At 57.7% G+C, this 17,009-nt stretch carries 18 protein-coding genes and 1 other annotated feature; of the genes, 2 read left to right on the top strand and 16 right to left on the bottom strand.

Features of this window, described 5'->3' with window-relative positions; all coding sequences use genetic code 11:
- Positions 1-217 precede the first annotated feature (217 nt).
- From btuD to HWW83_RS20440, 14 genes are all read right to left on the bottom strand, one after another.
- Positions 218-973 carry a vitamin B12 ABC transporter ATP-binding protein BtuD gene (gene btuD, locus HWW83_RS20505; protein ID WP_033642882.1) on the bottom strand — a complete coding sequence of 252 codons (756 nt, stop codon included), beginning with the start codon at positions 971-973 and terminating at the stop codon, positions 218-220.
- Between the two features lie 5 nt (positions 974-978).
- A complete protein-coding gene (locus HWW83_RS20500; RefSeq protein ID WP_033642881.1) occupies positions 979-1,530 on the bottom strand; it encodes a glutathione peroxidase in 552 nt (183 codons plus the stop codon).
- A 45-nt stretch (positions 1,531-1,575) separates the two neighbouring features.
- Positions 1,576-2,583 carry a vitamin B12 ABC transporter permease BtuC gene (gene btuC, locus HWW83_RS20495; protein ID WP_176589518.1) on the bottom strand — a complete coding sequence of 336 codons (1,008 nt, stop codon included), beginning with the start codon at positions 2,581-2,583 and terminating at the stop codon, positions 1,576-1,578.
- Between the two features lie 179 nt (positions 2,584-2,762).
- On the bottom strand, positions 2,763-3,167 hold the full coding sequence (locus tag HWW83_RS20490; RefSeq protein WP_149542640.1) for a DUF2502 domain-containing protein: 405 nt from the start codon (positions 3,165-3,167) through the stop codon (positions 2,763-2,765).
- Between the two features lie 551 nt (positions 3,168-3,718).
- On the bottom strand, positions 3,719-4,015 hold the full coding sequence (ihfA, locus tag HWW83_RS20485; RefSeq protein ID WP_004931414.1) for an integration host factor subunit alpha: 297 nt from the start codon (positions 4,013-4,015) through the stop codon (positions 3,719-3,721).
- Positions 4,016-4,019: 4 nt separating this feature from the next.
- Complete coding sequence (gene pheT / locus HWW83_RS20480) at positions 4,020-6,407, bottom strand: phenylalanine--tRNA ligase subunit beta (RefSeq protein ID WP_142075452.1); 2,388 nt, start codon at positions 6,405-6,407, stop codon at positions 4,020-4,022.
- Positions 6,408-6,421: 14 nt separating this feature from the next.
- Positions 6,422-7,405, bottom strand: coding sequence for a phenylalanine--tRNA ligase subunit alpha (gene pheS, locus HWW83_RS20475; protein ID WP_004931416.1), 984 nt, complete (start codon positions 7,403-7,405; stop codon positions 6,422-6,424).
- A gap of 187 nt (positions 7,406-7,592) precedes the next feature.
- Positions 7,593-7,715: a sequence feature (Phe leader region), on the bottom strand.
- Positions 7,667-7,711 (bottom strand): pheST operon leader peptide PheM, encoded by a 45-nt coding sequence (gene pheM / locus HWW83_RS25610; RefSeq protein WP_121626058.1) that lies wholly within the window; start codon positions 7,709-7,711, stop codon positions 7,667-7,669. Its footprint overlaps the feature before it by 45 nt.
- A gap of 113 nt (positions 7,716-7,828) precedes the next feature.
- Positions 7,829-8,185, bottom strand: coding sequence for a 50S ribosomal protein L20 (gene rplT, locus HWW83_RS20465; RefSeq protein WP_004931417.1), 357 nt, complete (start codon positions 8,183-8,185; stop codon positions 7,829-7,831).
- A gap of 43 nt (positions 8,186-8,228) precedes the next feature.
- A complete protein-coding gene (gene rpmI / locus HWW83_RS20460; RefSeq protein WP_004931418.1) occupies positions 8,229-8,426 on the bottom strand; it encodes a 50S ribosomal protein L35 in 198 nt (65 codons plus the stop codon).
- A 98-nt stretch (positions 8,427-8,524) separates the two neighbouring features.
- The gene (gene infC / locus HWW83_RS20455; RefSeq protein ID WP_048233542.1) at positions 8,525-9,076 is read right to left on the bottom strand and encodes a translation initiation factor IF-3; all 552 of its coding nucleotides are present in this window, start codon (positions 9,074-9,076) and stop codon (positions 8,525-8,527) included.
- 3 nt (positions 9,077-9,079) lie between these two features.
- Positions 9,080-11,008: a threonine--tRNA ligase gene (gene thrS, locus HWW83_RS20450; protein ID WP_025159696.1), complete on the bottom strand. Its 1,929-nt coding sequence runs from the start codon at positions 11,006-11,008 to the stop codon at positions 9,080-9,082.
- Positions 11,009-11,226: 218 nt separating this feature from the next.
- A complete protein-coding gene (locus HWW83_RS20445) occupies positions 11,227-11,850 on the bottom strand; it encodes a hypothetical protein (protein ID WP_046686952.1) in 624 nt (207 codons plus the stop codon).
- 239 nt (positions 11,851-12,089) lie between these two features.
- Complete coding sequence (locus tag HWW83_RS20440) at positions 12,090-13,139, bottom strand: AAA family ATPase (RefSeq protein WP_176589517.1); 1,050 nt, start codon at positions 13,137-13,139, stop codon at positions 12,090-12,092.
- A 223-nt stretch (positions 13,140-13,362) separates the two neighbouring features.
- On the opposite strand from HWW83_RS20440, the gene HWW83_RS20435 reads away from it, so the two are divergent.
- Together HWW83_RS20435 and HWW83_RS20430 are read left to right on the top strand one after the other, a co-directional pair.
- Entirely contained in the window at positions 13,363-13,590 is a 228-nt protein-coding gene (locus HWW83_RS20435; RefSeq protein ID WP_047576023.1) for a hypothetical protein, read from the top strand.
- Positions 13,591-13,697: 107 nt separating this feature from the next.
- Positions 13,698-14,387, top strand: coding sequence for a MarC family NAAT transporter (locus HWW83_RS20430; RefSeq protein ID WP_033652461.1), 690 nt, complete (start codon positions 13,698-13,700; stop codon positions 14,385-14,387).
- Between the two features lie 36 nt (positions 14,388-14,423).
- On the opposite strand, the gene HWW83_RS20425 is transcribed toward HWW83_RS20430, so the two are convergent.
- On the bottom strand, positions 14,424-15,557 hold the full coding sequence (locus tag HWW83_RS20425; RefSeq protein ID WP_176589516.1) for an ABC transporter substrate-binding protein: 1,134 nt from the start codon (positions 15,555-15,557) through the stop codon (positions 14,424-14,426).
- A gap of 150 nt (positions 15,558-15,707) precedes the next feature.
- Positions 15,708-16,991, bottom strand: a complete 1,284-nt coding sequence (locus HWW83_RS20420) for an SLC5/6 family protein (protein WP_089194673.1) — start codon at positions 16,989-16,991, stop codon at positions 15,708-15,710.
- Positions 16,992-17,009: the final 18 nt, after the last annotated feature.

Here is a 17,009-nt window from a genome sequence, read left to right as displayed (position 1 = left end):
ATTAATATAATTTTATTATGTAAATCAAATTCTTATATTTTTTAATAATTACTTACGTATTTTATTTTTGCCGAATCAAGCGTAGCACGTCATCGACGTTTTTCAAGAAAATCGGTATGAAAATGAGAGACCGCACAATATTCGTCGGTCCTTACCCCGCTATTTATATTCACTGTGTTTAGTTTCCGTTTACGTTGCGCCCCGCCGACTGGGTTAATTAAGCCGTGCGGGTCATGATCCAACGCTGGTCCCCTACCCATTGCAGCTGGAAATCCACTTCATAAATCTGCGACAGCAGCGCGGGCGCCATCACTTCACGCGTGACGCCCTGCGCCACCAGCCGGCCGGCATGCAGCAACCAAACCCGATCGGCCTGCTGTAGGGTGTGATTCAGATCGTGCGCGCATACCAGCGCGCTGCGCCCGCTCTGGCAGAATTCGCGCAGCAGGCGATCCAGCGCGACTTTCTGCGCCACATCCAGGCTGTTGGTCGGCTCATCCAGCAACAACAGGCGGCTGTGCGGATTGACGCTGGGCCACACCTGCAGCAAGACCGCCGCCAGCCGCACCCGTTGCCATTCGCCTCCAGAAAGCTGCGTCAGCATGCGTGACAGCTTATCCACCAGCTTCAACCGCCGGCACAGATAGAGGATGGCGTGCTCCACATCGGTTTGCGTTGCCGCCGCAGGCCGGTGCAGCGCCAAATACTGAAACACCGGCATCAGCGACACCGGCGGCTGTTGCTGGCTGAGGTAACCGCGCCGGGATGCCAGTTCGCTCCCCGGATAATCGGAGAGCGCGCGTCCGTCCAGACGAACCTCGCCCAGCCCCGGCAGCATGCCCGCCACCCGCGCCAGCAGAGTGCTCTTCCCGGCGCCGTTTGGGCCGATCAGGTGAACCTGCAACCCGCCGTCAATCTGTGCCGAAAAAGGCGCCAGGCGCCCCGCCACCCCAACCTCAACGAGTTGCAGCATCCGTCTTACCCTGCCAGCGCTTGTTTCACCGCCGCCACCAGCGCCGGATCTTCCGGCGTGGTGTCAGGCGAGAAGCGCTGGATCACCGTGCCGTCGCGCGCGATGAGGAATTTCTCGAAGTTCCACAGAATATCGCCGGCGTGCTTCGGCGCACGCCCTTTGCTGGTCATCCGCGCCAGGAACTCGCTGCCCTGCGGCGCGACAGCAGCCGGCTGCGCGGCAATCAGCGCCTGATACAGCGGATGACGGTGTTCGCCGTTCACCTCAATCTTGGCGAACATCGGGAATTGCACGCCGAAAGTGCCGCGGCAAAACGCCAGGATCTCTTCGTTGCTGCCCGGCTCCTGCCCCAGGAATTCATTGGACGGGAACCCCAGCACTTCCAGCCCCCGATCGCGATAGGTTTCGTACAGCGCTTCCAGCCCTTCATATTGCTTCGTCAGGCCGCACTCCGAGGCCACGTTGACCACCAGCAGCACCTTGCCCTGATAGGCCCCCAGCGTGGTAGCCTGATTTTCGATGGTCTGTAACGGCAGGTTATAAATTGGATTGCTCATCGGTTGTCATCCTGTAGTTTTTTAATGGCAGGTGAATGAAGAAAACTACCTTACGCCTTTTGCCCGGGTCAGTAACCAGATAAATAGCGGCGCTCCCAGCGTAGCGGTCACCACGCCGATCGGCAGTTCGGCCGCCAGCAGCGCAACGCGGGCGATCACATCGGCCACCAGCAACACGCCGGCCCCCGCCAGCGCGCAGGCCGGCAACAGATAGCGTTGGTCGGTCAGGCCGGTGAGCCGCAAAATATGCGGGATCACCAGCCCGACGAAGCCGATCACCCCGGCGAGCGCCACGCTGACGCCCACCAGCCAGCCGATCGCCAGCACCAGCAGGTTGCGCCACAGATGCAGCGACAGCCCGAGCTGCCGCGCCTGCACCTCGCCCAGCGCCATCAGGTTAAGCGCTCGCCCCTGGCCGCACAGCCACAGCAGCACCGGCAGCAGCGCCAACACCAGCCACTTTTGGCGCCAGTCGACGCCGCCGAAGCCCCCCATCATCCAGTACATCAACTGCCGCAGATCGAGACTGGTGCTGAAATAGACCGCCCAGGTCATCAACGCGCTGCACACGATGCCCAGCGCCACTCCCACCAGCAACAGCCGCGTATTGGTCAGGCGGCGCCGGCGAGCGAAGCCCAGCAGCAAGAACGTCATCGCCAGCGCGCCTGCTATCGCGGCGGCGCTCATCAGCGCTACCGGCAGCAGACCGTGACCCAGCAGCACCGTCAGCACCAGCGCAACGCCGGCGCCGTTCGCCACCCCCAGCAGGCCAGGTTCCGCCAACGGGTTTTCAAACAGCGCCTGCATCACTGCCCCGGCTACCGCCAGGGCTGCGCCGACCAACATCACCGCCAGCGCACGCGGCAATCGCAGTTGCCAGACGAACAGCTGCGCCCGATCGCTGAACCATTCTGACGGCCATATCCATCGATCGCCGGCGCAAAGGCTAAACAGCAATGCCAGCACCACACCCAGCGCCAACAGAATGACCTGGCGTTTATCGCGGTAACGTTGATGTTGCAACAGTAAGGTGAAGGTACGGCTGGTTGGCATGGCGCGGCGATTCCCTGCCGGCCGCTGTCGTGGCCGGATAATTGACGTCTGAGTCAAATATTAGGGGGTTAACGCCGCAAGGGGAAGCCTTGCGTAAGCGATGGCGCAGGAAAGCAACGGCTGGCCCTGCCCGTCATCGCCAAGATGATGGCAAAACCAGCCGCCGATACACTCAGGGGTTAACGGTGCTGACCGGGGTTGCCCTGCGGATAAGGCCAGCCGCGGCCGTCATCGCGCCGGTCATGGTCGCCGCGATCGTCATGATCACGATTATCGCGATCGCCGTGGAAAGGATTGCCGCTGCGCGCCGGCTCGCGATGCTCATAGCCGCGCGGCGGCGAAGGCTGCCAGCGCCCGCCGTCCCAGTACAGGCCGCGCGCATTGCGCTCCCCCAAACCGCGGCCCTGGTGTGCATGCCACCATTGCGGGGGACGCCAGTCGTAGCCATCCCAGTAGTAGCCGCGGCGGTCCTGATCCCCCAAATGCAGGGAAACGCCCGGCACGTTGATATCGACAGAGACATCGGCCTGTGCCGCCAGCGGCAGCAACAGAGGGAAACACACCAGCAACAGGAGCTTTTTCATTTTGCCTTCTCACTCTATTTTTCTTGCTGCAGTGGTTATATCAGTGCGCTTATTTAGCGACTATCTCACCGGTGCCTATTTTCAGATCGTTTTCGACGGCCTTACACAATCCCGACACTGTTTGCCGACGTCTTTAATTATTATTGCCTCTGCCAAGGCTTAACGAATAACTGACATCGCTTAAGCGGCGCGACAATGATAATTAAACGGATCCCCACCGGAGGATAATAAGATGATTAAACGACTCGGTATGCTGCTGGCCGTGGTCGCACTGGCCTCAACCCTTAGCGCCTGCTGCTGGGGCCCTCACGGAGGCGGCGGCCACCGTGGCGATGGCCCTGGCCATTATTACGGGCGTTATTGAAGTGAGAAATAAAAGCCACGCATTACATGAAATAAGATATAAGAATATTCCGCAATTAAGGACAATGATTTTCGCCGTGCCGACTTAACGGCTCAATGAAGTCATGTCTTATCGATTAGGAATAAACTGAATTTTGTCCCAGAAAAGAAAAAGGCCGCGCAAGCGGCCTTTTTTGATGTCACGTCACTCACCCTTTCGGGCTGGCGTTTTCTACCCGGCTTTTCAGCTTCTGCCCCGGACGGAAGGTCACCACGCGGCGCGCCGTAATCGGAATGTCTTCGCCGGTCTTCGGGTTACGCCCCGGACGTTGGTTCTTGTCACGCAGATCAAAGTTGCCAAAACCCGACAGTTTTACCTGTTCGCCATTCTCAAGGGCCCGACGGACCTCTTCAAAGAACAGTTCCACCAGGTCTTTGGCGTCCCGTTTGCTAAGCCCAAGCTTCTCAAACAGGTGTTCTGACATTTCAGCTTTAGTAAGCGCCATAGGTTCAATCCCTCAAGGATGCTTGGAATCGCTGTTTTAGAGCCTCTACGCATTTTGCAACGGTAGCGGCTATCTCCTCTTCTTCCAGTGTACGAGCGGTATCCTGCAATACCAGACTGATAGCCAGGCTCTTGTCACCTTCTGCCACGCCCTTGCCACGGTACACGTCAAACAAGTTTACGCCAACTACCTGATTTGCGCCAACTTTCTTACACTCGGCCAAAATATCTTCTGCGGGGACGTTTTCAGCCACCACAATGGCGATATCACGGCGGTTTGCCGGGAAGCGCGAAATCTCCCGCGCCTGAGGCACGGCGCGGCTCGCAAGCTTGTTCCACTCCAGTTCAAACACCACGGTGCGGCCGTTAAGATCCAGTTTACGTTCAAGTTCCGGGTGAACCACACCGATGAAACCAACGCGTTCGCCGTGCAAATAAATCGCCGCACTTTGCCCTGGATGCAGGGCCGGATTGGCTTCCGCCCGGAACTGAATTTCGGATAATTTACCGGTCAGCTCGAGGACAGACTCCAGATCCCCTTTTAAATCATAGAAGTCGACGGGCTTGCGCGCCAGATCCCAATGTTCATCGTGCGTATGGCCGGCGATCACGCCCGCCAGCATGACGTCCTGACGGATACCCAGATCTGCCGCACTATCAGGCACAAAGCGCAGGCCGCTTTCGAACAGGCGCAGGCGCGTCTGCTGGCGGTTCTGGTTGTACACCACCGCAGACAGCAGGCCGGTCCACAGCGACAGACGCATCGCCGACATTTCGACCGAAATCGGGCTCGGCAGGATCAGCGCTTCTTCATTCGGGTGCAGCAGCGCCTGCACTTTCGGATCGACGAAGCTGTAGGTGATCGCTTCCTGATAACCGTGATCGACCAGCATGGTCTTCACGCGCTTGAGCGTCAGATCGGCTTCGCGATGCTGGGTCATCACCAAATCGGCGCGCACCGGTACATCCGGAATGTTGTCGTAGCCGTAAACGCGCGCCACTTCTTCCACCAGATCCTCTTCGATCTCCATATCGAAACGCCAGCTCGGCGCGACCGCTTGCCAGCTGTCGCTCTGTTCGGTCACCTGGCAACCCAGGCGGCGCAGAATGTCGCTGACCTGCTCGCTCGGCACCACGTGGCCGATCAGGCGATCCAGCTTCTCGCGGCGCAGCGTGATGGTGGCGCGCTTCGGCAGTTCATTCTCGTGAGTCACGTCGATAATCGGGCCTGCCTGGCCGCCGCAGATGTCGAGCAGCAGGCGCGTGGCGCGCTCCATGGCTTTGTACTGCAGCGCCGGATCGACGCCGCGCTCATAGCGGTGAGAAGCATCGGTGTGCAGGCCGTGACGGCGCGCGCGGCCGGTGATCGACAGCGGGCTGAAGAAAGCGCACTCCAGCAGCACGTCCTGGGTTTCGCCGTTGACGCCGGAATGCTCGCCGCCGAAGATGCCGCCCATCGCCAATGCTTTTTGGTGATCGGCGATCACTAAGGTGTCGGCGTTCAGTTTGGCTTCGTTGCCGTCCAACAACGTCAAGGTTTCCCCTTCTTCCGCCATGCGCACCACGATGCCGCCGTCGATGCGGCTCAGATCGAAAGCGTGCATCGGCTGGCCAAGTTCCAACAGCACATAGTTGGTGACGTCGACGACGGCATCGATAGAACGGATACCGCAACGACGCAGTTTTTCACGCATCCACAGCGGGCTTGGCGCCTTGACGTTGATGCCTTTCACCACGCGGCCCAGATAACGCGGGCACGCCTGCGGCGCGTCAACGCGGATCGGCAGCGTGGCGTCAATCGTCGCGGGCACCGGGCTCATGTCCGGCTCGGTCAGCGCAACCTGGTTCAGTACGCCCACGTCACGCGCGACGCCGATGATGCCCAGGCAGTCGGCGCGGTTCGGGGTGACGCTGATCTCGATGGTGTTGTCGTTCAGTTTCAGATAGTCACGGATGTCGGTGCCGATCGGCGCATCCAGCGGCAGTTCGATAATGCCGTCATGATCGTCGGAAATGCCCAGCTCGGAGAACGAACACAGCATGCCTTCCGAAGGTTCGCCGCGCAGTTTGGCGGCCTTGATTTTGAAATCGCCCGGCAGCACCGCGCCCACGGTGGCGACCGCCACTTTCAGGCCGGTGCGGCAGTTCGGCGCGCCGCAGACGATGTCGAGCAAGCGATCGCCGCCCACGTTAACTTTAGTGACGCGCAGTTTATCGGCGTTCGGGTGCTGACCGCACTCGACAACCTCACCCACCACGACGCCGTTAAACGCGCCGGCAACCGGATCCACGCCGTCCACTTCCAAACCGGCCATGGTGATTTGATCGGATAATGCTTCGCTGCTGATGGCCGGGTTTACCCACTCGCGCAACCAGAGTTCACTGAATTTCATGTGATATTCCCGCCTTACTTAAACTGTTTGAGGAAACGCAGATCGTTTTCGAAGAATGCGCGCAGGTCGGTGACGCCGTAACGCAGCATCGTCAGGCGCTCCATGCCCATACCGAAGGCGAAGCCGGAGTAAACTTCCGGATCGATGCCCACGTTGCGCAGCACGTTCGGATGCACCATGCCGCAGCCCAGCACTTCCAGCCATTTACCGTTTTTACCCATCACGTCCACTTCGGCGGACGGCTCGGTGAACGGGAAGTAGGACGGACGGAAACGAACCTGCAGGTCTTCTTCAAAGAAGTTATTCAGGAAATCGTGCAGCGTGCCCTTTAGGTTGGTGAAGCTGATGTCTTTATCGACGATCAGCCCTTCCATCTGGTGGAACATCGGGGTGTGAGTCTGATCGTAGTCGTTACGATAAACGCGGCCCGGCGCAATGATGCGGATTGGTGGCTGCTGGTTCTTCATGGTGCGGATCTGCACGCCGGAGGTCTGAGTGCGCAGCAGGCGCGTCGCGTCGAACCAGAAAGTATCGTGGTCGGCGCGCGCCGGGTGATGCCCTGGAATGTTCAGCGCGTCGAAGTTATGGTAATCGTCTTCAATCTCCGGGCCGGTAGCGACGGAGAAGCCCAGCTCGCCGAAGAAGGTTTCGATGCGGTCGATGGTGCGGGTCACCGGGTGCAGGCCGCCGTTTTCCATGCGACGGCCCGGCAGGGAGACGTCGATGGTTTCAGCCGCCAGGCGCGCGTTCAGCGCGGCGCTTTCCAGCGCGTTCTTGCGCGCGTTCAGGGCGTCTTGCACCTCTTGCTTGGCCTGGTTGATCACCGCGCCGGCCGCCGGACGGTCTTCCGCCGGTACGTCGCGCAGAGACTGCATCTGCAAGGTGAAATGACCTTTCTTGCCAAAATATTCGACGCGCACCAAATCTAACGCGGCAACATCCTGGGCATCTTCTACGGCTGCCTTGGCATTGGCAACCAGCTCTGCGAGATGTGGCATTGCTTTCCTCTTCCTCTGGCCGGGATGGCCCTAAGTAATTGTTATCTATTATTCGAACACGCCTTTGAGCAATCTTCAAAGACTTTTCAATGCGTTGCCGGCCAGGCAGCTCGCCTGCGCGGCGCAGGGCCGGCTGAGTACCCGCCGTTCTCACCGCAACGCTTTGCAAGGCGGGACGATGGCCAAAAACAAAAAAGCCTCCACGAGGGAGGCTTAGGCGCTACTTTTCGTTTCTTTTCTTACGCGCAAAGCCTCCTGAAGTCAGGCGCTAAAGTAAAAAAAGAAACGAAAAATAGCTGCGTGCATGATTGCGGTACCTTGTCGATGATTGTCCACCAGTGATATAGCGGCGGGCAATGAAAGTCAATATTTGTCGCTGAAAACAAAGATTAAAAGAGGGAGCAAGCTCCCTCTTCTACTGACTTACGCCAGAGCTGCTTTCGCTTTCTCAACCAGTGCGCCGAAGGCCACTTTGTCGAAGACTGCGATGTCAGCCAGGATCTTACGGTCAATTTCGATCGAGGCTTTTTTCAGGCCGTTGATGAACTTGCTGTAAGACAGACCGTTCTGACGAGCAGCTGCGTTGATACGTGCAATCCACAGCTGACGGAACTGACGCTTACGTTGACGACGGTCACGGTAAGCATACTGACCTGCTTTGATTACTGCCTGGAAGGCAACACGATATACGCGCGAACGGGCACCGTAGTAACCTTTCGCCTGCTTCATGATTTTCTTGTGACGTGCGCGTGCAATTACACCACGTTTTACGCGAGCCATATGCTCTCTCCTAAAGTCTTATTCTAAATTCAAAAAAAATGGCTTATGCGTACGGCAGGCACGCGGTAACCAGGACCAGATCGTTTTTAGACACCATGCCTTTCGGACGCAGGTGACGTTTACGCTTGGTTGCTTTTTTGGTCAGAATATGACGCAGGTTGGCATGTTTACGCTTAAAACCACCGCTGCCGGTTTTTTTGAAGCGCTTGGCTGCACCACGTACAGTTTTAATCTTTGGCATTTTAATTAAATCCACTTCGCATTGTTAAACAACGAATCAGTTGGGCGAATAAAACCCACACAGCGCAAGCGCCGCGCGGGTTCCATTACTTGTAAGCCTTACTGTTTCTTCTTAGGAGCGAGCACCATAATCATCTGGCGGCCTTCGATCTTCGTAGGGAAGGACTCGACCACTGCCAGATCCATATCTTCACACAGGTCTTTACGGACGCGGTTAAGCACTTCCATGCCGATCTGCTGGTGCGCCATCTCACGCCCGCGGAAACGCAGGGTGATTTTGGCTTTATCGCCATCTTCCAGAAAGCGAATCAGGTTGCGTAGTTTGACCTGATAGTCGCCATCATCGGTGCCAGGACGGAATTTGATTTCCTTAACCTGGATAACTTTTTGCTTCTTCTTCTGTTCTTTCGTCGACTTGCTCTTCTCGTAGAGGAATTTGCCGTAATCCATGATTCGGCAAACTGGCGGTTCGGCATTTGGGCTGATTTCTACTAAATCAACGCCCGCTTCCTCAGCTTTTTCAAGAGCTTCATTCAGACTGACAATACCAATCTGCTCGCCATCGACGCCGGTTAGGCGAACTTCTTGCGCGCGAATTTCTCTGTTAATGCGATTAGGACGCGCCGGTTGAACTCGTTTTCCGCCTTTAATACTTTATTCCTCCAGTTGATGAAGACTACGGCTGCGAATCTCTTTCAGCAGCTTGTCTACGACTTCGTTTACGTCCAGGCTGCCCAAGTCTTTGCCACGGCGGGTACGAACGGCAACTTTGCCTGCTTCGACCTCTTTGTCACCGCACACCAACATGTAAGGGACTCGACGTAAAGTATGTTCGCGAATTTTAAAGCCAATCTTCTCATTTCTCAAGTCCGCTTTCACGCGAATACCTGCATCCTGCAGTTTTTTGGTCAATTGCTGGACGTAATCAGACTGGCTGTCGGTGATATTCATCACCACCACCTGCACCGGAGCGATCCAGGTCGGGTAGAACCCGGCATATTCTTCGGTAAGGATACCGATGAAGCGTTCCATGGAGCCCAAAATGGCGCGGTGAATCATTACCGGCACGACGCGATCGTTGTTTTCGCCAACGTACGATGCGCCCAAACGGCCCGGCAAGAAGAAATCGAGCTGCACGGTACCACATTGCCATGCGCGATCCAAACAATCATGCAGGGTAAATTCAATTTTCGGTCCGTAGAAGGCGCCCTCGCCCGGCTGGTACTCGAACGGAATGCCGTTCTCGGTCAGCGCGGCGGCCAGGTCTTCTTCCGCACGGGTCCACATGTCGTCGGTGCCGATGCGTTTTTCCGGGCGCGTGGACAGCTTGACGGCGATCTTGTCGAAGCCGAAAGTGCCGTACACGTCATAGACCATGCGAATGCATTCGTTCACTTCGGCGCGCACCTGCTCTTCGGTACAGAAGATGTGGGCGTCATCCTGCGTGAAGCCGCGCACGCGCATCAGGCCGTGCAGGGAACCCGAAGGCTCGTTGCGGTGGCAGCTGCCGAATTCGCCCATGCGCAGCGGCAAATCGCGGTACGACTTCAGGCCCTGGTTGAAGATCTGCACGTGACCCGGGCAGTTCATCGGCTTGATGCAGTATTCGCGGTTTTCCGACGCGGTGGTGAACATGGCGTCTTTGTAGTTTTCCCAGTGGCCGGTTTTTTCCCACAGCACGCGGTCCATCATGAACGGACCTTTCACTTCCTGGTACTGGTACTCTTTGAGCTTCATGCGCACGAAGGCTTCCAGCTCGCGGAAGATCGTCCAACCGTCGTTGTGCCAGAACACCATGCCCGGCGCTTCTTCCTGCATATGATACAGGTCGAGCTGTTTGCCGATCTTGCGGTGATCGCGCTTGGCCGCTTCTTCCAGGCGTTGCAGGTAGGCGTTCAGCTGCTTCTTGTCTGCCCAGGCGGTACCGTAGATACGCTGCAGCATTTTGTTTTTGCTGTCGCCGCGCCAGTAAGCGCCGGAGGTTTTCTGCAGTTTGAAATGGTGGCAGAAACGCATGTTCGGCACGTGCGGACCGCGGCACATGTCGACGTATTCTTCGTGGTGATACAGGCCCGGACGATCGTCATGGCTGATGTTCTCATCCAGGATCGCCACTTTATAGATTTCGCCGCGCTCAGCGAAGGTGTCGCGGGCTTCTTGCCAGCTGACCTTCTTCTTGATGACGTCGTAATCCTTATCGGCCAACTCGTGCATCCGCTTTTCCAGCAGATCCAGGTCTTCCTGCGTCAGGGTGCGATCGATGTCCACGTCATAATAGAAACCGTTGTCGATCACCGGACCGATCGCCATTTTGGTATCCGGCCACAGCTGCTTGATCGCATGACCCAGCAGGTGCGCGCAGGAGTGGCGCATGATTTCCAGACCGTCTTCGTCTTTGATGGTGATGATGGCCAGCTGCGCATCTGATTCGATCAGATCGCCGGCGTCGACCAGCTCGCCGTTGACACGGCCGGCGATACAGGCTTTCGCCAGGCCAGGGCCAATATCGCGCGCGACATCCATCGGGGAAACGGGGTGGTCGAAATGACGCTGACTTCCGTCAGGAAGGGTAATAACAGGCATTAATAATTCCTTATCTACAGTGGTGACCCACACGACAGATCACATGCAGTACGAAAATTGGATTTTGGGTTTGGTCAGCCAGGTTTCAGATCTCGCCCACAATTGCCAGATTGAAACCTCACTGGGTATACAGAATGGAACGCATACCTTCTCAGCCGCATTCGGCTAAGCGAATAGTATCACTAAAATTGTTCCGGATAAATAAAGCGCCGCCGCCCTCACACTTTCGCTCTATCCGGCGCAAACACGCCTTTCAGATAGCTAAGGGTGGCCAGCAGGCACAGGCCGTAGCCCAGCAGTTCGCATCCCTCTTCCACCATGTTTTTCACCACCCGGTTGTAACCGTCCAGCATCAGCGTTTGCCACAGCGCGCTCATGCCGAACAGGCGTGAAAACACCAGGATGCACAGCAGGCCGGCGCACATCATGCCGTAGCCGGGGTGCGACACGATATAGACCAGGCCGCGCGCCGTAGCCGCAATATGCCTTGCGGCATGCCACAGACAGGCCAAGGCGACCGCCAGCGCGAACCACACCCAGGCGCCGTGCCACAACGCATCGAAAGCGAAGTCCATCTCGCGGATCAGCATGCAGAGAAAGAAGCCGCCAACCAGCAGCCAGGCGGAACGACGCTCGGCCTGTCGCCGAGCCGCGGCGAAGAAACCGCCGGAGATGGCAAGCAGCAACAGCTCCTGCGCCGCTTCGGTCAACGAGGTTTCATGCACGAAGTTATGCAGCCAGTGCACATCGATAAACACCAGGCCGACCAATGCCCCCATGAAGGCGGCGGAAAGCGCGAATGCGCCGATTTTCCCCAGTAAAATATGCAGTTCTTGTTTCATAATCACACTCATTATTATTTACAGCGCATCTATGGTATCCACCTGTTCTCAGGGATCGTGGCAATTGATGCCTAATGCCCTGCGCCGCGCGAAAGGTGGTCGTTAATTACGCCGAAACAATAAAAAACCCCGGCACCTGGGCCGGGGTGAGGCCAGTCTTTCCTGGCAGTCACTTCATCGTCGTCAGTATTCCAGGCTCTCATCCCTATATCATCGAGACGCGCAAAGGAGCCTGAAGATTACGCCTGCGCAGGTGATACCGCGATACGGCGGACATTGGTGTTAACGCCCCACAAGCCGGCCAACGCACTGACCACTGCGCCAATCAACAGCGCAAAGAACGACCACAATGCGGCCCGCGACAATTCGTCCGCAGCAGCGGCAGCCTGCTCGCGCGCCTTCTGTTTCAGCTCCACATACTCCTGTTTTGCCTGATTGATTTTTGCTTCGGCGTCATCCAAACGCTGATTAACCAGCTGGGCAGTTTTATTTTTGGCTTCGACCAAATTCTTCACCGTCTGGTCCACTTCCTGCGGCGTCATCTCGGTATTTTCCGCCAAGGCCTTTTTCAGGGCGTCTTGATCCACATCTTGCGAGATGGCCTCACCCTGTTTTTTAAGCTTGGCGACCAGTTGATTAATAATGGCGTCGCTATTGTCAGGCTGAAGTGCCAGAGCTTTTACTGCGTCCGCCAAATCAGTTTTGGCCGCATTCAACTGCTGTTGCATGAATTCAGGCTGTAATGACGGGATACCGCTTTTTTTAAGCGCCGTAACCACATCGCCTTGCAACTGTTCAGGTTCCAAGGTTGTGTCAATGCCCAACTTGTCAAACACTTTACCGCCGGCGTCCGCCAATCCGGATGCCCCTTTGCCAATCGCTGAACCGGCGCCGGAGAGCAAGCTGCCGGAGGTCGAAGCGATAGCGCCCAGCGCATTGCCGGTCGCCTTCACGGCAGACCCGACCAGCATCCCCCCCAGCACCGCCGCCACAATCAGTGAGGTCGCCCATACCAGGAAGCCATGAATAAGTCCGTCATTAGCAGCCAAACGCCCGGCAATAAAAGCGCCGGCGGCCAAACTAATAATGATTGAAACAGCGGACCAAATCACTACGGTGGTACCGGCGCCGCTTATCGGATCGTCTGATGTCGGATCCACGATGGAGAATCCAAGACTGGTGCCTAACGTCGACAGCAACAGTGAAACAGCCAATACGGTGATCACGCCGCCGATGACGCTGCCCCAGGAGATTTTTTTCGCCGCTACCCATTCTTTTGCCACTTCCATAGTAAAACTCCTTTTAAGTTTTCGATTATAAAGAAATGCCAGAAAGCCTTACCATTATAGACTCGCTTCATCGATCAGGCGGTTAAAGGGTGAAAACAGTTAAAAATAATTAATGATAATGACTTCAGACGTGCGTTTACTTTCAGCGGCGCTACGCTGACAGGCCGCCTTAGCGTCACTATTCTTACGCTATCCACCAATGAACAAGGTCTTAGCGCACAACATGAACCGGTTACTCGCAGCCCTCATCGTGGCGTGCGCAGCATTGGCGACGTTATATGGGCTGGTGCATTTTGGCGCACGTTCGGTGCCGCGCGCGATTGCGGTCAACGAGGCGCCGCTGGGGTGTGAGGATGAACCTGAGCTCGCCGGCGAGTGCAGCGATGACGATGAGTCTCCCGCCGACGAATTTCGCCGGCCGGCGATGCTGAACGCCCGGGCCGACGGTTAATTAACGTTACGAGCTATCCCCATTGCCGCCAGGCGTACGGCAGGCTAGGCTGTTCAGCTCATGGGCCGCCGTTTGGCGGCTTGAACGTTGCACAGGGAGTCTATTTTATGACGGGTATTTTGCAGTTATTCCAGGCCATCGGACTGGGTTTGGTGCTGCTGTTGCCGCTGGCCAACCCGCTGACCACGGTGGCGTTGCTGCTCGGATTGTCCGGCAATATGACGCGCGAAGAGCGTAATCAGCAGTCGCTGATGGCCTCGGTTTATGTGTTCTGCATCATGACGGTGGCGTTTTACGCCGGGCAGGTGGTGATGAACACCTTCGGCATTTCGATCCCCGGCCTGCGCATCGCCGGCGGCCTGATCGTCGCCTTCATCGGTTTTCGCATGCTGTTCCCGCAGCAGAGCCCCGAAGACGCGCCGGAGGTGGAGAGCAAGTCGCACGAGCTGCGCCACAAGACGTCGGCCAACATCGCCTTCGTGCCGCTGGCCATGCCGAGCACCGCCGGGCCGGGCACCATCGCGATGATCATCAGCTCGGCGTCGAGCGTCAAAGCGAATTCGCTGGGTTTTGAACCCTGGGTGTTGGCCGTGGCGCCGGTCGCCATCTTCCTGACGGTCGCGGTGATCCTGTGGGCCTGCCTGCTCAGTTCCGGCGCCATCATGCGGTTGGTCGGGAAAAGCGGCATCGAGGCGATCTCGCGCCTGATGGGTTTCCTGCTGGTGTGCATGGGCGTTCAGTTCATCATCAACGGCGTGCTGGAGATCATCTCCACCTATACACCGGCCGCCGCCTGACCATGAAAAACGGGCGCGACATCGCGCCCGTTGCCGTTATTTCCCCGCCGGCGCCTGCGCGCCCAAAATGCCCTTGCCTTCCGGCACTTCGGTAAAGCGACTGAGGATCTCGCTGTAGGTCTTGGCCGGATCCATATCCGGGAACTGCGCCGGATAGATAAACTTCGCCAGATACTCCAGCCCGACGATGTTGTACGGGTGGTTGTAGAAGTTATGGTAGATGCCGTAGAACCGCCCTTCCTTCACCGCCGACACCTGCGAGAACCCCGGGCGCTGCTTCATGCGGTTGAAGGCCTCATCCACCTGCTGCTGCGTCACGCCATAGCCGAACGGCACCGCGGCGTTGGTCTTGCTGGCCCACTGCGAGCCGGAAACGATGTAGGCATCCGGTTTCATGCTGATCACTTTTTCCAGCGCCACGTCGCCGGTCGCACCCGGCAGCAGCGCAGAACCGATGTTGCGCGCGCCGACCGCTTCGACCAACGCGCCCCAGCCGACGTGCGCATGGGTGAAGCAGCAGGATTCCAGGCCATTCAGACCGGCCTTGGCTTCAAAGAACACCAACGGTTTGGGTGCCACCGCCTGCGTTTTGGCCTGAATGGCCTGATAATGCTGCTGATAATAATCGGTATATTGCTTGGCTTCGCTTTCGCGGTTGAGGGTTTCCCCCAACAGCATCACGCTTTTCGGCGTGTTTTCCACCGGCTTGAGCATGGTATCGATAAACAACACCGGCACGTTCAGCGCCTTCAGCTTATCCAGCACGCCGGTTTGGCTCAGGGAAGGTTTGGAGCGCAGCTGGGCGATCATCAGATCGGGCCGCTTGGCGATCACGCTCTCCAGATTCACTTCACCTTTATCGCTGAATCCCATGTCGATGATGTTTTTCGCCGCCGGCCATTTGCTCTGCAAGATTTCCCAGGTCGCCGCGTCGCTTTTCTTCAGCAGGTTATTCCAGGCCACCAGCCGGCCGAACGGGTTGGCGCGATCGAGCAGCGCCAGCGTGAGAATGTCGCGCCCGTCCTGCACCACGATGCGTTTCGGCTCCTGCGGGAGGGTGACCGTCTGGCCGGAGGTGTCGGTCAGGGTCAACGGATAGGTAGTGGCCATCGCCGGAGAGGCGAGTAAGGCGGCGCAAACCAGCGCCGGCAAAGTGATTCGACGGTGCACGAAAGACTCCTTAGTCATGAATACATTCAGGAAATACTAATGAGAATGGCTTGCATTATCAAAGATAACGCCCGGCATGCCGGCGATTAATTGCAAAGGGATGTGTAAAGGAAGGATAAGAGGCGCGCCGGAGCCAGCGCGCCCAGGGGATCACATCAGGCCGTAGATCAGCGCCGAGAGCGCGATCAGGCCCATCACCAGCACGAAGACGTTGCTCGCCGCGCGATATTGGCGCATGGCCGGCACCGCACGCACGGCGTACATCGGCAAGATGAACAGGATCGCCGCAATCAGCGGGCCGCTGATGGTTTCGATGATATGCAGCGCGCTGGGGTTCCACACCGTCGCCGCCCAGGTGAGCAGGAACAGCGACACCGCCGAGATGCGGTGCGTCATGCGCGAGCTGAGCGGCTTGCCGACCGCGCGCGTGACGCCGTCGATCAGGCTGGTCGCCCCTTCCGTCACCCCCAGCGAGGTGCCGAGATAGGATTTGGCCATCGCCAGCATCGCCATCACCGGGCCAAGGTAGGCGATCAGCGGGTTGGAGAACTTGTTGGCCAGCGTGGTCAGCACCGTGATGTTCTGCTCTTTCGCCTGCAGCATGTCTTCATGAGACAGGCTCAGCACGCAACTGAACACGAAGAACAGCACGGTAACGCAGATCAGCACATAGCTGTAGCGCATGATGCGCGCACAGCGGCGTTCCGCCTTGTCGCCGTACAGGCTCTTCTGGGTCGAGGCGAAGGAAGAGATGATCGGCGCATGGCTGAAGGAAAACACCATCACCGGCACGGCCAGCCACAGCGAATGCCACAGCCCCGGCGTGTCGAAGCGGGTGGCGGCCAGGCCATGCACGAAGTTGGCGGTATTCCAGCTCGGCATCAGGTACAGCGAAATGCCCATCAGGAACACCAGCAGCGGGAACACCAGCATGCCCATTGCCGCCACGATGCTGTCTTTGCCGCGCAGCAGCACCAGATTGAGCACCACCACCACCGCCAGGCTCAGCCAGATGCGCGGCAGCGGCGCCACGTGGAACTGATGGATCAGGAAGCTGTCCAGCGCGTTGGTGATCGAAATGCTGTACACCAGCACGATCGGGAAGAACGCCATCAGATACAGCACCATGATGATTTTGCCGGCCAGCACGCCGAAGTGTTCCACCACCACATCGTGAATGTTGCCGTCGCGGCTGGAACCGGAAAGCACGAAGCGGCTGAGCGCGCGGTGCGGCAAATAGGTCAGCGGGAAAGCGAACAGCGCCATCAGCAGCAACACCAACGGGCCGTTCAGGCCGGCGTTGATCGGCAAGAACAACGTGCCGGCGCCCACCGCGGTGGCATAAAGACCGAACATCCAGACGGTGTCGGTTTTGTTCCATTTGGCAGGCTGAGCGGCCGTCAGCGTGCCTGAATCGGGAGAAATCGTACTCATGAGACAGTCTACCTTAAT

The sequence above is a fragment of the Serratia ureilytica genome (genome assembly GCF_013375155.1).
GTDB classification, from domain to species: Bacteria; Pseudomonadota; Gammaproteobacteria; order Enterobacterales; family Enterobacteriaceae; genus Serratia; species Serratia ureilytica.
This window is presented reverse-complemented; position numbering and strand designations above follow the sequence as displayed.

Coding starts and splice junctions, on each gene's coding strand:
- ihfA (WP_004931414.1), bottom strand. CDS start 4,015: ATGGCGCTTACTAAAGCTGAAATGTCAGAACACCTGTTTGAGAAGCTT.
- HWW83_RS20500 (WP_033642881.1), bottom strand. CDS start 1,530: ATGAGCAATCCAATTTATAACCTGCCGTTACAGACCATCGAAAATCAG.
- pheS (WP_004931416.1), bottom strand. CDS start 7,405: ATGCCACATCTCGCAGAGCTGGTTGCCAATGCCAAGGCAGCCGTAGAA.
- rpmI (WP_004931418.1), bottom strand. CDS start 8,426: ATGCCAAAGATTAAAACTGTACGTGGTGCAGCCAAGCGCTTCAAAAAA.
- pheT (WP_142075452.1), bottom strand. CDS start 6,407: ATGAAATTCAGTGAACTCTGGTTGCGCGAGTGGGTAAACCCGGCCATC.
- HWW83_RS20445 (WP_046686952.1), bottom strand. CDS start 11,850: ATGAAACAAGAACTGCATATTTTACTGGGGAAAATCGGCGCATTCGCG.
- HWW83_RS20420 (WP_089194673.1), bottom strand. CDS start 16,991: ATGAGTACGATTTCTCCCGATTCAGGCACGCTGACGGCCGCTCAGCCT.
- thrS (WP_025159696.1), bottom strand. CDS start 11,008: ATGCCTGTTATTACCCTTCCTGACGGAAGTCAGCGTCATTTCGACCAC.
- btuD (WP_033642882.1), bottom strand. CDS start 973: ATGCTGCAACTCGTTGAGGTTGGGGTGGCGGGGCGCCTGGCGCCTTTT.
- rplT (WP_004931417.1), bottom strand. CDS start 8,185: ATGGCTCGCGTAAAACGTGGTGTAATTGCACGCGCACGTCACAAGAAA.
- HWW83_RS20440 (WP_176589517.1), bottom strand. CDS start 13,139: ATGGAAGTGGCAAAAGAATGGGTAGCGGCGAAAAAAATCTCCTGGGGC.
- HWW83_RS20435 (WP_047576023.1), top strand. CDS start 13,363: ATGAACCGGTTACTCGCAGCCCTCATCGTGGCGTGCGCAGCATTGGCG.
- btuC (WP_176589518.1), bottom strand. CDS start 2,583: ATGCCAACCAGCCGTACCTTCACCTTACTGTTGCAACATCAACGTTAC.
- HWW83_RS20490 (WP_149542640.1), bottom strand. CDS start 3,167: ATGAAAAAGCTCCTGTTGCTGGTGTGTTTCCCTCTGTTGCTGCCGCTG.
- HWW83_RS20430 (WP_033652461.1), top strand. CDS start 13,698: ATGACGGGTATTTTGCAGTTATTCCAGGCCATCGGACTGGGTTTGGTG.